The following is a 14059-nucleotide window of genomic DNA, read 5'->3' on the forward strand; positions in this document are numbered from 1 at the left end:
ATCCCGAATTGTTGGGAGTGGTATAAATGGGGTTTGGAGCTTCACGCACCGCGGTCATGTCGATCTGTATTGGGCTGGCTTTGCAGGTTTTCGCCCTGCAGCCGGGCATGGCCAGTGATCGATCCGCTGCAGTTCCATCGGTGCAGTTAGAAGCCGCCCTGCGCCATGAAAATGCTATGGTGTCGGCAATGCCCTTGAGCCGCGTCGCTGTGTTGACTTCCCCGCGCCCTGAAGAGCGTCCAAAGGGCTCTAAGGTGCGATATTCTGGCCGCTGGCTGCGCAGTTTGGCAAAGCCAACTGGCGGCAAGCAATGGGCTTGTTTGGCGGAAGCGATTTATTTCGAAGCGCGCGGGGAACCGGTCGAAGGGCAATTTGCGGTGGCGGAAGTGATTCTCAATCGCGTCGACAGCCCAAAGTTTCCAAACAGCATTTGCAAAGTGGTGCGCCAAGGCACGGGGCGCAAACATGCGTGCCAATTTAGTTATAATTGTGATGGCAAGTTGGAATATATCGCCAATGGGTCAGCCTATGATAAAGCCAAACGCGTTGCGCGGGTATCGATGGACCGCAAGACACGGCCTTTGACCAAAGGAGCCACTTTTTATCACGCCACTTTCATTTCCCCGTCTTGGGCGCGGAGTTTTCAGCATGTGGCCACAATCGGGGTACACAAATTCTATAAACCCGTTAGACGCGTTGCTGAGAAATAATGTTTGCGCTACGCCCGACGGGGCAAGAGGAAAAGGCAAGAGGCCGAAAATGACCGATGATGATCTAAAACATGCTTTTGCTCATCCCTCCGCCCGGTCAGAGGCGACAGCAGAGGCGCCTTGTGACAGAATTTCTGTACGCGACCACATTCTGACCGTTGAAATTGGTGCGTTCCAAGCTGAACGCGGCACCACGCAACGTATTCGGTTTGATGTGGTGGTGGAAGTGCAGCCCTTGAGCGATGAGATCGACGATGATGTGGATCGCATTCTGTCTTATGATCGGGTCACAGAGGCCATAGAAGCGGCCCTATCCGAAGAGCGCTTGAATTTGCTGGAAACTTTGGCGGAACGTGTTGCAGAGCGTATATTGCTCGCGCCGCAAGCGCAGCGGGTCTTTGTGCGGATTGAAAAGCTGGATCGTGGGCCCGGCAATTTGGGTGTGGAGATTGTACGTTCAAAGTCATGCGTCTTTGATGCGAACCTTCGGGGACTCGAAGAAACGCCGCATCCGATTGTTCTATTTTTGGCAAATAATGTGATCGACGAGGGGCATTTGGAGGCCTGGCTCTCTGCGGCTGAAGACAACACCCGCCCGGTCATCATATGCGTCGGCATGCCCGAGGCGAGAGCGCCGCAGGTGGCGGCGCATCGTATGGTTCAGCGCCGTATTGATCTTTTGGCGATTGAACAAAATGCTTGGATTTTTGCCAGCCACGATCCGCGCTGTGTGGTGGTGGGAACCAAGACAGAATTGGATTGGGGGATGCGCCACGACCAGATCAGCCTCTGGGCGCCGTCAAAGATCGTTTTGGACGCCGTCGATGGTCCGCCAACAGATATGGTCGATATTTCTGCTCTGGTCGAATGGTTTGCGCAGGAAATGCAGGCCGCGCAGCTGGTATTTGTCGGCGCAACTCCGACAGGGAATTTGCCTATTGCCCGCCAGGCTCAGGCAGATTTGGCATTGCTATGACGCTGTATTATCGGCCCTTGGTCGAAGAGCAGGGCACGCATGTGCTTGCAGGGGGCTGGTGCCGTTTTTCCAAGGTTGAAGTTCTATCGCGGCAGGGGCGGGCGGCGCTCATATCTGCCGATGAGGTGCCGCAAGACATATTGCATCGATTAACCTCTGCGCGTTCTGATTTGGGGACAAAAGCAAGCGCAGGGCCGCAGGTCATGGGTATTTTGAACACCACGCCGGATAGTTTTTCCGATGGTGGGCAATTTGGCAACCCTGCAAGCGCGCGCGCCCATGCTGTGCGCTTGCTGCAAGAGGGGGCAGATATTATTGACATCGGGGGCGAAAGCACCCGGCCCGGCGCCGATCTGGTGGCATTGGAGGAGGAAATCTCCCGGACCAAGCCCACCATTCTTGATCTGCGGCAGGTGTCGTCTTTGCCTTTGTCAATTGATACGCGCAAAGCGCCTGTGGCGGCGGCCGCGTTGGAGGCGGGCGTCGATTGGATCAATGATGTCTCTGCTTTGAGTTTTGACAGTGAGATGGCGCAGGTGGCGGCCCGCAGTGGCGCGCCACTGTGCCTGATGCACGCACCCAGTGATCCCAAAACGATGCAGCAAAAGGCGGATTACGAAGATGTCCTACTCGATGTCTATGATTATTTGGCCGCACGGATAGAGTTTGCGCTGTCACAGGGTATTTTGCGGCAAAATATTATTGTTGATCCCGGCATTGGGTTTGGGAAAACCTTGGAGCATAATTTGGCGCTATTGCGCGGTCTTGCGGTATTCCACGGCTTAGGGTGCCCCATTCTCTTGGGCGCGTCCCGCAAGCGCTTTATTGGCACGATTTCTGGCGCAGAGAAGGCGCAGGACCGTATGGCAGGCTCGGTTGCGGTGGCCCTGGCCGCCGCTGGGCAAGGCGCGCAGATCTTGCGTGTGCATGACGTGCGCGAAACGGTTCAGGCGCTCAAACTTTGGGCGGCTGTCCGCGGTTGAAGATGCGGCGCAAGACACCTGCTTGAATAATCGCCACCCCCAACAAGATCAAAGCCAGAGCGACAAAGAGTGTCGCCGGAAGGGTTTCCCCTAGAAAGAGGCTGCCCGCGAGTACGGACCAAACGGGGACTTGGTAATTTGTGAGTGTCATGAATGAGGGCCCCGCGCTTCGGATCACGGCAACTTTGATGATAAAGGCCAATGCGGTGGGAATGAGGCCCAGATAGCCAATCGCGAGTAAACCCGAGATACTGGGCAGGTTGGGCGGGCCTTCGACCAGCAGGGCGATCGGCAGTAAGACCATAGCGGCCAAAATGAGCGAGCCGGTGGAGAGGGCCAGCTCATTAATCGGCGGGCATTGTCGCGTGGCGATAGATCCGCAGGCATAGCAGAAAGCGGCCGCCACGCAGGCGAAACGCGCCAGCGTTTCCACGGGACCTTCTGCCACGCCAAGCCCGCTTGTGCCGATCAGGAGCATGGCGCCCAGGAAACCCACGCCAAAGCCGATGAGTTTGCGTAAAAAAATCCGCTCGCCCGGCACAAAGAAATGAGCCAGCGGCAAAACGAAAATAGGCAGCGCTGCCATGGTCATGCCGGCAAAGGCGGAGGGCACATGTTGTTGGCCCCAACTGAGCAGTGCGAAGGGGATTGCGCTGGACAGCAGCCCAACCAAAAGGACAAAGCGCCAGAGGGCGATGTCTTTGAAGCTGGGCAAAGCAATGCCGCGCCAACGCATCAGGCCATAGAGCGCGATGGCGCCGATGGTGATCCGCCCTGCCGCCAGGGTCAGCGGTTGGAAATCACGCAGCGCCATACGCACCACCATAAAGGCGCCGCCCCAAATCATTGCGATAAAGGCAATACGAAGCCAATTGATCACTCCGGGAGATGTCATGCGCGCGCTTTCGTGGAAGGCAAAAGAAAAGGGGCCCGGCCAGTCGCGCCGCGCCCCCAAGGTCTAATGTGAGCCATAGCCCATCACAAGCCTAGTTCTTGGATTTATCGACCATTTTACCAGCAGAAATCCAAGGCATCATAGCGCGCAGTTTCTCGCCTGTGGCTTCGATTTGGTGCTCATCGTTGATGCGGCGTGTGGCTTTGAAAGAGGGCTGGCCAACTGCGTTTTCAGCCATGAAGTCACGCACAAATTTGCCGTTTTGAATGTCGGTCAGAACCGCTTTCATCTTGGCTTTGGTTTCGTCGTAAGGCAAGATCCGTGGACCGGAGACATATTCACCATATTCCGCAGTGTTGGAGATGGAGTAGTTCATGTTGGCAATGCCGCCTTCATAAATCAGATCCACAATCAATTTCACTTCGTGCAGACACTCGAAATAAGCCATTTCTGGCGCGTAGCCCGCTTCGACCAAAGTTTCAAAACCCATGCGGATCAGCTCAACCAAGCCGCCGCACAGAACTGCTTGTTCACCAAAGAGATCGGTTTCGCATTCTTCACGGAAGTTGGTTTCGATGATGCCTGAGCGGCCGCCACCGATGGCGGAGCAATAGGACAAGCCGATTTCCAAAGCTTTGCCAGAGGCGTCTTTGTCTACGGCAACAAGGCAGGGCACGCCGCCGCCTTTGGTGTATTCGCCGCGCACAGTGTGGCCCGGACCCTTTGGCGCCATCATGATGACGTCGATGCCTTCTTTTGGCTCAATCAGGCCAAAATGCACGTTCAAGCCGTGGGCAAATGCAATGGCAGCGCCTTCACTGATATTGTCGTGGACATATTTTTTGTAAGTTTCGGCCTGCAATTCATCCGGCATGGTGAACATGATGACATCAGCCCAAGCGGCAGCTTCGGCGATGCCCATGGTTTTCAGGCCTTCGCCTTCAGCCTTTGCGATAGAGGCAGAGCCTTCACGCAGCGCCACAACCAGGTTTTTTGCACCGCTGTCACGCAGGTTTAGCGCATGGGCATGGCCTTGGCTGCCGTAGCCGAGGATGGCGACTTTTTTGTCTTTGATCAAATTTACATCGCAATCGCGATCATAATAAACGCGCATTTTGGCGTCCTTTCATAGTTGGGTGTTCTGGAGCGTGTCTATCAGTTTGAACCGCAAGCGTAAGGATGTATTTTGCTAAATAAAACGGCATTATACATGTTTTAATTCGTATTATTTTAATATATGAAAATTTCATGCTTGATGATCTTGATCGACGCATTTTGCGGTTTTTACAATCTGACCCTACAGCACCGCTATCGGAGCTGGCGGAACGCTGCCGCTCTCAGCCGGCCACTGTGGCGCGCCGATTGGATCGGTTGAAGGCAGACGGCGTATTGCGCGGTTTGCACGCGGTGATTGATTGGGCGGTGTTGGGGTATGGGGTTGAGGTCAGCCTGCGTTTTACTTTGGACAAAACAAATTCAAAGGCTTTTGATGAGTTTCTAGCCGCAGCACGCCGGATCAAACAAGTGATTGCCATACAAACCTTTTCGGGCCGCGTGGATGTGCGCCTTTCGGTGATTGCGAAAGACATGCCAGATTATCAAAAGCTGTATCGCAGTGAGATTCTCAATCTGCCACATATCGCGGAGCTCGAGGCATTGATGCATGTGGCGACGCTGAAAACTGCGGAAGCTCTGCCCCTATGAGTGCCTGGGATGACAAGGATTTTGCGCTTCTGCGGGCTTTGTCGCGGGATGACACCCAATCGGCAGGTGTTTTGGGCCGTCAATTGGGGTTGAGCCAGCCGGCCACCTGGCGGCGCATTAAGCGGTTGCAGGCTGCGGGGGTTCTGGCCGGTCGTCGGGTGGATCTCAATGTCGAGGCATTGGGATTCGGGGTCACGGTTTTTTTGGGCGTAAAACTGGCCACGCGCGGGCAGGTCAGCCTTGAGGATTTTGAACGTGCCGTCACGGCCATCCCGGAGGTGCAAACCGTTCAGCATGTGCTCGGGCGCTATGATTACCGCTTGCGGGTTGTGGCGCGGGATATTTCGGACTTTGAGCGGGTCCTGCGCCACCGCATTATGACCGTGCGCGGTATCGGCGATGTGGAGGCGAATGTGCTTTTGAGTGAAGAGCGTCTGCTTGGCCCGCTCTAGATGCATACCAAAATAGACCGTGCATCCTGTGGCCAAGGTTTTTATAATGGGCCAACCTTAAAGGAGATGCCCAAATGACCGCTTTGCTTGATACCGTAGATCCAGATGGCCTGCTTGAATATTCTGTTGTGTTTACAGATCGCTCGCTCAACCATATGAGCGCGAAATTTCAGGGTGTGATGCGTGATATCTCATCCATTCTAAAAGAGGTGTATTCTGCCGATGGCGTCGCTGTGATTCCCGGCGGCGGTACCTATGGGATGGAAGCGGTTGCGCGGCAGATTGCTGTGGGCAAAAATGTTATGGTGCTGCGCAATGGATGGTTTTCCTATCGCTGGACCCAGATTTTTGAAGCCGGCTCAATTCCTGCCAGCGAAACGGTCATGAAGGCCCGGCGGGTGGGCAATGGCGCGCAGGCGGCCTTTGCCCCTGCGCCGATCGATGAGGTTGTGGCCAAGATTTTGTCGGATCAACCTGATGTCGTTTTTGCACCACATGTCGAGACCTCAGCGGGTTTGATCTTGCCAGATGACTACCTCAAAGCGGTCTCCGATGCGGTGCATAGTTACGGCGGATTGTTCGTTCTGGATTGTATCGCCTCAGGCTGTGCTTGGGTGGACATGCGCGCTGTCGGCGTTGATTTCTTGATTTCCGCGCCGCAAAAGGGGTGGTCAGCTTCTCCATCTGCGGGATTGGTGATGCTGTCCGAGGCCGGAATTGCAGCGGTGAAAGCCAGCCAGTCCAACAGCTTTGCTGTGGATCTGGGCAAGTGGTTGTCCATTATGGAGACCTATGAAGCCGGTGGTCATGCCTATCACGCCACAATGCCAACCGATGCTTTGACCGGGTTTCGCGATACAATGCTCGAAACCAAGGATTACGGTTTTGGCAAATTGGCCGATGCTCAATGGGAGCAAGGCAATCGGGTGCGTGCAGCCCTGGCGGAGCGCGGCATTGCCTCCGTTGCCGCTGATGGATTTGGCGCCCCCGGTGTCGTTGTGAGTTTCGCAAGCAGCCCAGAGATGCAATCTGGCAAACCTTTTGCCGCGCTTGGGATGCAGATCGCGGCCGGTGTGCCGCTGCAATGTGACGAGGGTCCGGAGTATCGCAGTTTCCGTCTGGGATTGTTTGGCCTTGATAAGCTCTATGATGTAGACGCCAGCGTGGCGCGTCTAGAGCAGGCTTTGGATCAAGTCCTCGCCGCGTAAGCCCGCGCTAGCGGATACCCAGCCCCAACTGCATGAGCTGGCGGCGTAGGGGCGTGATCCGGTGGATCGCGTCCAGCCCCAAGGCCCTGGCCTTGGCGGCGATGGGGCCCTCGGCCTTGGAGGCGCGGTTCAGCGCCCCGACGCCGAGCACCCGTGATTGCGCAATCGGCCGGCGGGCTTGATGGTAACGCTTTAGCATATCAGCCTCACCAATCTGCGCCGGTGCGGCCTTGGCAAGGTCAAGCAGCGCCTCAATATCCCCCAAGCTTAGGTTCAAGCCCTGCGCACCAATCGGCGGCACCACATGCGCAGCTTCTGCAATGAAAGCGGTGCGCTCGGCAAAAAAATGATCCGACAGTTGGCTGATGATCGGCCAGGCGGTGCGCGCAGTGATCACCTCCAGTTGTCCCAAAACACCGGCGGAACGCTCGGTTATGGCCGCATTAAAGGCCTCTATGGATTGGGATTGCATCTCTTTTATCGCGCGGTTGCGGTCCATCCACACCACAGCGGAGGAGGGTTTGCCATTGAAATCGGGCAGGGGTACTAAGGTGAAAGGCCCGCCCGCTTTATGAACCTCTGTCGAGATATTTTCATGCGGGATGTCGTGGCTCACCGCAAAACTTAATGCCAATTGACCAAAATCTGTGCGTTTCGCGCGGATCTTTGCAGCGCGCCGAATGGGGCTATCGCGGCCGTCGGCCGCAATCAGCATTTTGCAACAGACACGCTCTGAAGAGCTCAGAGTAACGCGCGCTTCGGTGCTGCGCGTCTGACTGCTGATTGTCGAAATGCCGGGCTGAAAGTCGACATTCGGAAGGGCGCCCAGCCGTGTCAAAAGCCCCTCGCGCATGTCCCAATTTCCCAGGTTCCAGCCAAATGGCGCATCTGAAATATCGGCCGCGTTAAAATCCTTACGGACCAATGCCTCCCCGGCTGCATCCACAATGCGCATGATCTGAAGCGGTGCGCTGCGGTCTGCGACCAAAGGCCAAAGACCAATTTGCTGCAAAAAGGCCTGCGCGGGTTGCAAATAGGCGGTGGTGCGCAGATCGGCGCCTTGGTGGCTTCGGTCGGTGACAGGTGCGGTGGGATCGACGCCAAGCACCTCGAACCCAGCCTCGCCAAAGGCAACAGCGGCGGTCAGCCCGGCGATGCCGCCGCCAGAGATTATAATGTCTTTATATATGGCCATGAGCTTCATGTAATCTGCCGCTTGGCTTTGAAAAGCAAGCTGCGACCAATTGCGACAAGAAGGCCTCCAAATCTTGATGCGCGGCGTCGACGTAATCAGGTGCGACCCTGTCGGGAGAGATGTAGACCGTCCGCATCCCAAGGCCTGCGGGCACCTGCAAATTGCGGGAGTCATCCTCAAACATAGCGGCGGAATGCGGGGTCACTGCCGCGCGCGCAAAGACCTCTGCGAAGGCCTCAGCATGGGGTTTGGGCCGATAACTTGCGTGCTCTATCCCGTAGACGGCTTCAAAATTTTGCTCCAAGCCACGCGCCTGCAATACCTGGCGCGCATAGGGTTCCGTGCCATTGGTATAGACGATTTTCCGACCCGGCAGGGCGGAGATCAGCGATGAAAGCTCTGCCGAATGCGGCAATGGTGAAAAATCTATGTCATGGACAAAATGCAAAAATGCCTCGGGTGGCATGGCATGTTGGTCCATCATTCCCGCTAGGGTTGTTCCGTGACTGCGCCAATACTGCGCGCGGAACACATCCGCCTCTTCAAGGCTAACATCCAGAAAATCAGAGACAAAAAGGCGCATTTTTTCTTCAATCTGATCAAAAAGCCGGACCTTAGGCGGGTAAAGCGTATTGTCGAGATCAAAGATCCAAGTGTCGATATGGGAAAACTGGTCAAAATCCATGGGGCAATTGGTACCAAATAGCGCGGCAGGTTCAATGGCGAAACGCTTGCGAGGCGCGGCCAGCTCGCCCATAGTTGACGAAAGGATCGATAAGGAGCCGATTTATGCTAGAAACATCTGCATCCCGACCCGTTCAAGGGGACGCTTATGGATTGATTTTGGAGGCGATTGACGTGGGCATCTACAAGCCCGGCAGTCGCTTGGTGGAAAGTGAATTGGCCGAACGTTTTGGCGTGTCACGCACACCGATCCGCGAGGCGCTGCAAAGGCTGGAGACGCAGAGCCTTTTGACCCGTGATGGCCGGAGTTTGATTGTTGCCTCTTTGGATCACAATCAAATGGCTGAGCTCTATGTGGTGCGCACAGAGCTTGAGGGGCTGGCGGCACGTTTGGCGGCGCAACATGCGTCGGTTGAAGAGATCAATGTGCTGCAACAAATGATTGATGCAGACCGCGAGCGGGTGTCGGATGCCGCCGCTTTGGCGCGCTCGAATAAGAGGTTTCACAAGCAATTGCATTTGGCGTCGCACAACCGGTTTTTGGTGCAACAGCTGGATTTGGTTTATCGCTCCATGGCGCTCCTTGCGACGACCTCCCTTGCCGTCGAGGGGCGGGGACCTGTGGCCTTGGACGAGCATCAGGCGATTGTTTTGGCAATTTCGAATCGGGATGGGCCGGCGGCCTATGAGGCGGTGAAGCGGCATTTGAGCGAGGCCTTCGTCACCCGCCTGAAACATGATGCGGGCGCTCAGGCCTGGTAAGGGGAGCGGCCGGAGCAGTGGCAAGCGATATGCCATGGGCGGTTTTGTCCCAATAAAAGGGTTTGTAGAGCAACTCTAGAAAGCCTTTATAGGCGGCCATAGATCCCAGCGGGAAATAGAAATGCAGGCTGGGCACCCATTTGAGCAAATGGCGGTGCTTGGCCTGATTGCAGGCCAGCATGCCAACGATGATGTTGATGACCTCGGACATCAAATAAATCCCGCCCAAAGTGTAGAAGGCCCAGCTTGGCATGAAGCCCGTCAGGGGATGAGGCAGAGCAAGAAAGGCCAGCCAGAAGGTCCAAAGCACTGGGGCCAATAGAAATTGTGACAGTGTTCCTGCGAAGAGCAATTGCACACCAAAAAATTGCCAAAGACCCAGGTCCCGCAGCAGGGTTTTTGGCGCGCGCATGTGCACCGCCCAGGTGACCGCATAGCCTTTGAGCCAGCGGCTGCGTTGGCGTATCCACGGCCAGCCGCGGCAATTGGCCTCCTCAAGGGTCACGGTGGGCAAGAGCTCTGTGTGATAGCCGAAACGTGTTAGGCGAATGCCAAGGTCTGCATCCTCCGTGACATTATGCGCGTCCCAACCACCGAGCTTTTCCAGGATATGCCGGCGAAAAAATAGGGTTGTTCCACCGAGTGGCACGGGGAGCTTGAGCCGGGCAAGACCCGGTAGCACAATGCGAAACCAAGTGGCATATTCGATGGTGAAACAGCGTGACAACCAATTGGAGCGCGAATTGTAGAAATCCAAAGTGCCCTGAACGCAGGCCAATTTCTCGTCGCTTTCGGCAAAATGGCGGGCCACTTTGCGCAGTTGGCCCGGTTCGGGGGCATCTTCGGCATCATAGACGCCAATGATCGACCCTCGGCAGTGATCCAAGGCGTAGTTGAGTGCCCTCGGCTTTGTTTTGATGGTCCCGTTTGGCACGTTGATCGTGGTGATCCACGGCGGGAGTTTGACGCCAGCGAGGGTCTTGGCTGTGGTGATGTCATCGCGTTCCATCACCAAAATCACCTGTAGCAGATTTTTCGGATAGTCGAGTTGGCGCAGATGCGTGAGCAGATGGCTCATCATTGCGCTCTCTTTAAACAGGGGCACCATGATGGATATTTTGGGCAGGGGTGCATCGGTTGTGCGGCCCCTATATTTAAGATTGGCCAGCGCTCCGTGATGTAAAAACAGCATCGCGGTGGCGAGTTTTAGCGCCATATTGGCGATCAAAGTGAGGGTTCCCCACAGGGCGAAGACCAAAAATGTAATAGCAGGAGCGAAGGCACCCGCCAGGGCAACCAGCGCGATCAAGCTGCACAGGGCAACATGAAAGGTTTTGAAATTCAGATCGCGGCAGCTTTCACGCGCGGCAACGCGGTGTTCTGCCCGATGGATCAGCGCCGCGTCTTCGGTGGTGGTGATGTAGGATCTCATTTGATCCGGGCAGGTAAAGGCGCGGCGCAGCGGGCCAAATATTTGGCGCAAATAGGATTGGTTTTCATCAAAATGTTCGGGCCGATCGGTCAAGATGACAGTCACATCTGCGCTCAGGCGCCAAGGCAACACACCCATTTGCAGGGCGTTGGCCGGACCAAGAATTTTGAGCAAATCTGGGTTCGGTGGGAAATAGGTGAGATCGATATAACCCTCCCCCAAACGTTCCGCTTGCAATTGCGCCAAGCGGGTCGCGTCAATGAGGCCAAGGGAAATTAATGTGTCGCTCTCAGAGGCGTTGCCATCCATATCGCGGTTTTGCAATTGCAGATAGGCCGCGGGGGGCAGCAGGTTCGCTTCAGTCAGGAACTCCAGCAAATCCGGCGGATCCCAATGACCGGTGCGGGGGGGGTGCAATGCGCCGGTGGGGGAAGAAGGAGTGTTGTAATCCAAAGTGACCTTCCCTCAAACTGCGGTTGGCTGCGACAGTTTGAGGGCTGGATGTTAAGGTAAGGTTTAAGAAATTAGGCCGCGCGAGACTTTTCCATTTCAGCTGCGAAATTTTCAAACAGATAGAAACTGTCCTGGGGTCCCGGGCTGGCTTCAGGGTGATATTGCACCGAGAAGACCGGACGATCCGCCATGCGAATGCCGCAATTGGAGCCATCAAATAGCGATATATGAGTTTCCAAAACACCCTCAGGCAGAGATTGGCTGTCCACGGTAAACCCGTGGTTCATAGAGGTGATCTCGACCTTATTGCTTTGCACATCCTTCACAGGATGGTTCGCGCCATGATGTCCGTGGTTCATCTTGATGGTTTTTGCACCCAATGCCAAAGCCAGCATTTGATGACCCAAGCAAATGCCAAACACGGGGATTGTGCTTTGTGCCAGTACCGCCTGGATCATCGGCACAGCATAGCTTCCTGTGGCGGCGGGATCGCCTGGGCCATTGGAAAGGAAAAGCCCATCGGGCTGGTGCGCCAAAACATCTTCTGCGGTGGCCGATGCGGGCAGCACAGTGACATCGCAGCCCACGGAGGCCAGACAGCGCAAGATATTACGCTTTGCGCCATAATCAATGGCGACAACCTTATATTTGGGCGCCTCTTCGGCAACATAGCCTTCCGGCCAAGCCCAGCGTTTCTCATTCCATTTGTAGGACTGTGTGCAGCTGACATCCTTGGCCAGGTCCAAACCTTCGAGACCGGCGAATTCTTCGGCCTGCGCCAGAAGGTCGTCCAGATCGAACACGCCGTCTGGACTGTGGCACAGAGCCACGTGCGGCGCACCTTGTTGGCGGATGGCGCGGGTGAGGCGGCGGGTATCAATGCCACCTATCGCGATGCGCCCGCGCGCGGCAAGCCAAGGGGCGAGCTCTTCGCGTGCGCGCCAGCTTGAGGGCTCGGTTGGATCCCATTTCACCACCATGCCAGCGGCAAAAGGATCTGCGGTCTCATCATCTTCTGATGTGATCCCAGTGTTGCCAATATGCGGGAAGGTGAAGGTGACGACTTGGCCGGCATAGGAGGGGTCTGTCATGATCTCCTGATAGCCTGTCATAGCGGTGTTGAAACAAAGCTCGGCAACGGTGGTACCGGTGGCTCCAAAGCCGTGGCCGTAAAAAATGGATCCGTCCGCAAGCACAAGGCAAGCAGTCGGTTTTTGGTTCGATGACATTGTCATGAAAATACCCCTGGCAGATTGCGCTGGTGTTAGTCCTTGACGCGTCGGGGGTCAAGGGTCAGGCGGCGCCATCGGCGTTGTAAAACGATTGTTCAGCGGTTATAGACTGTGATCTTAACAGATCGAGGATGATTGGATCATGAGTTTGCGGGATCGTTTGAGCGTATCGCTGAAAGAAGCGATGAAGGCCAAGGATGCAACGCGATTGATGACACTGCGTCTCATCAATGCGGCGATTAAAGATCGCGACATTGATGCGCGGTCAGAGGGAACCGATGCGGGGGTCTCTGATGACGATTTATTGGCTATTTTGAGCAAAATGGTCAAACAACGCCAAGAAAGTGCGCGGGCCTATGAAGAGGGCGGGCGGCTTGAATTGGCGGAAAAAGAACGGGCTGAGATCGTCATTGTTGAAGAATTCTTGCCGCGGCAATTGAGCGAGCAAGAGGTGGAAAAGGCGATTGCCGAGGCCATCACCGCATCCGGGGCGAATTCGATTCGCGATATGGGCAAGGTCATGAGCGTTTTGAAGTCCAAATACACAGGCCAGCTTGATTTTGGAAAAGTTGGCGGCATGGTGAAAGCGCAACTGAGCTGATCGGCCCGCATCTTTCGCAGGGGCTGATTGAGCCCCTCAGTCACACTTGCCTTGCAGCGTTGAGAAAGGCCGATTGCAAATCAGCGGCCAAAAGCGGCCGCTCTTCTTGCGACAAAAATGCGCCAATTTCCACCACACGCCCACCACCGCGCAGGGTGAGATAGTCTGGAACGGGCCCATCATCCTTGCTCATGTGAACCTCCACCCAATAGGGGTTAGCGCGCCATTCTTGCAACTGACCATTGGGGTTGATGCGGCGCAAAATGGCCAGATCACTCCAAAGTTCAAACTCTTCACGCACTTGACCGCGTCGCCAACTGGCTTTGAGGGCCAGCCAAATCGCGCAAAGGGCGCTCCCAAGGGCTGCGGCGATGACCCAAAGCACCGTATGGCCTAAAAACGCCAAGAGCGGCACAGCCATGAGGGCCGCAGTGGCGCCAATGAACCCAGCAAACCCTTCCCGGCTGAGCGCATTATGTGCGCTGAGCGACAGCCGAAGACCGGGCTGGTGACTGGATGCCGCGCCAAGCTGCGCGCATTCTGGAGGGCTGGACCATTCATAGGGCATGGCCTGAAGGTAAACTGAAAACCTCTAAGATCCACTGCGCCATAATGTCATAAAGGCCTCTGCGTAACTCAACCGCCAGGCCAAAACACTTTGCCCGGTGGCCACACGATGCGCCCGCCCAGGCCGGCGCTGCCCTCATTTTTTGTTGAAATGGCGTCATACAGAGGTTTTTCATAAGACCCCAGTGTTTGAGGCATGACATGA

Annotated in this window: 15 protein-coding genes; 8 read left to right on the top strand and 7 right to left on the bottom strand. The window is 55.7% G+C overall.

The window, feature by feature from the left end; genetic code table 11:
- Nucleotides 1-26: 26 nt before the first annotated feature.
- From RCA23_RS01195 to folP, 3 genes are read left to right on the top strand one after another with little or no spacing between them, the layout of a single operon-like run.
- Complete coding sequence (locus RCA23_RS01195; RefSeq protein ID WP_044048692.1) at nt 27-710, top strand: cell wall hydrolase; 684 nt, start codon at nt 27-29, stop codon at nt 708-710.
- A 49-nt stretch (nt 711-759) separates the two neighbouring features.
- Nucleotides 760-1686 carry a dihydroneopterin aldolase gene (locus tag RCA23_RS01200; protein WP_044048693.1) on the top strand — a complete coding sequence of 309 codons (927 nt, stop codon included), beginning with the start codon at nt 760-762 and terminating at the stop codon, nt 1684-1686.
- Nucleotides 1683-2669: a dihydropteroate synthase gene (gene folP, locus RCA23_RS01205; RefSeq protein ID WP_044048694.1), complete on the top strand. Its 987-nt coding sequence runs from the start codon at nt 1683-1685 to the stop codon at nt 2667-2669. The genes RCA23_RS01200 and folP overlap by 4 nt, the downstream gene beginning before the upstream one ends.
- Here the strand turns inward: folP and RCA23_RS01210 are convergent.
- Both RCA23_RS01210 and ilvC read right to left on the bottom strand, forming a co-directional pair.
- Entirely contained in the window at nt 2641-3564 is a 924-nt protein-coding gene (locus tag RCA23_RS01210; RefSeq protein ID WP_044051165.1) for an EamA family transporter, read from the bottom strand. The genes folP and RCA23_RS01210 overlap by 29 nt on opposite strands.
- Before the next feature lie 91 nt (nt 3565-3655).
- A complete protein-coding gene (ilvC, locus tag RCA23_RS01215; RefSeq protein WP_044048695.1) occupies nt 3656-4678 on the bottom strand; it encodes a ketol-acid reductoisomerase in 1023 nt (340 codons plus the stop codon).
- A 134-nt stretch (nt 4679-4812) separates the two neighbouring features.
- On the opposite strand from ilvC, the gene RCA23_RS01220 reads away from it, so the two are divergent.
- The 3 genes from RCA23_RS01220 to RCA23_RS01230 all read left to right on the top strand — a co-directional run bounded on the left by RCA23_RS01220 (nt 4813) and on the right by RCA23_RS01230 (nt 6928).
- On the top strand, nt 4813-5268 hold the full coding sequence (locus RCA23_RS01220) for an Lrp/AsnC family transcriptional regulator (protein ID WP_044048696.1): 456 nt from the start codon (nt 4813-4815) through the stop codon (nt 5266-5268).
- Nucleotides 5265-5720: an Lrp/AsnC family transcriptional regulator gene (locus RCA23_RS01225; protein ID WP_044048697.1), complete on the top strand. Its 456-nt coding sequence runs from the start codon at nt 5265-5267 to the stop codon at nt 5718-5720. Before RCA23_RS01220 ends, RCA23_RS01225 begins: the two co-directional genes overlap by 4 nt.
- 74 nt (nt 5721-5794) lie before the next feature.
- Nucleotides 5795-6928: an aminotransferase class V-fold PLP-dependent enzyme gene (locus tag RCA23_RS01230; protein WP_044048698.1), complete on the top strand. Its 1134-nt coding sequence runs from the start codon at nt 5795-5797 to the stop codon at nt 6926-6928.
- Nucleotides 6929-6935: 7 nt separating this feature from the next.
- Here the strand turns inward: RCA23_RS01230 and RCA23_RS01235 are convergent, their stop codons facing one another.
- Together RCA23_RS01235 and RCA23_RS01240 are read right to left on the bottom strand one after the other, a co-directional pair.
- Complete coding sequence (locus RCA23_RS01235; protein ID WP_044051166.1) at nt 6936-8123, bottom strand: FAD-dependent monooxygenase; 1188 nt, start codon at nt 8121-8123, stop codon at nt 6936-6938.
- Entirely contained in the window at nt 8110-8808 is a 699-nt protein-coding gene (locus RCA23_RS01240; RefSeq protein WP_052377242.1) for a pyrimidine 5'-nucleotidase, read from the bottom strand. The genes RCA23_RS01235 and RCA23_RS01240 overlap by 14 nt, the downstream gene beginning before the upstream one ends.
- Before the next feature lie 104 nt (nt 8809-8912).
- On the opposite strand from RCA23_RS01240, the gene RCA23_RS01245 reads away from it, so the two are divergent.
- Nucleotides 8913-9569, top strand: coding sequence for an FCD domain-containing protein (locus RCA23_RS01245; RefSeq protein WP_044048699.1), 657 nt, complete (start codon nt 8913-8915; stop codon nt 9567-9569).
- On the opposite strand, the gene RCA23_RS01250 is transcribed toward RCA23_RS01245, so the two are convergent.
- The gene (locus RCA23_RS01250; protein ID WP_052376965.1) at nt 9529-11454 is read right to left on the bottom strand and encodes a glycosyltransferase; all 1926 of its coding nucleotides are present in this window, start codon (nt 11452-11454) and stop codon (nt 9529-9531) included. The two genes, RCA23_RS01245 and RCA23_RS01250, sit on opposite strands and share 41 nt — an antisense overlap.
- 71 nt (nt 11455-11525) lie before the next feature.
- Nucleotides 11526-12689: a glutamine-hydrolyzing carbamoyl-phosphate synthase small subunit gene (gene carA, locus RCA23_RS01255; protein ID WP_044048700.1), complete on the bottom strand. Its 1164-nt coding sequence runs from the start codon at nt 12687-12689 to the stop codon at nt 11526-11528.
- A gap of 139 nt (nt 12690-12828) precedes the next feature.
- Here carA and RCA23_RS01260 point away from each other — a divergent pair, with 139 nt between their 5' ends.
- Nucleotides 12829-13287: a GatB/YqeY domain-containing protein gene (locus RCA23_RS01260; protein ID WP_044048701.1), complete on the top strand. Its 459-nt coding sequence runs from the start codon at nt 12829-12831 to the stop codon at nt 13285-13287.
- A gap of 40 nt (nt 13288-13327) precedes the next feature.
- Here RCA23_RS01260 and RCA23_RS01265 read toward each other — a convergent pair whose 3' ends face one another.
- Entirely contained in the window at nt 13328-13855 is a 528-nt protein-coding gene (locus tag RCA23_RS01265; RefSeq protein ID WP_044048702.1) for a DUF2244 domain-containing protein, read from the bottom strand.
- Between the last annotated feature and the right edge of the window lie 204 nt (nt 13856-14059).

This window comes from Planktomarina temperata RCA23 (assembly GCF_000738435.1).
GTDB classification, from domain to species: domain Bacteria; phylum Pseudomonadota; class Alphaproteobacteria; order Rhodobacterales; family Rhodobacteraceae; genus Planktomarina; species Planktomarina temperata.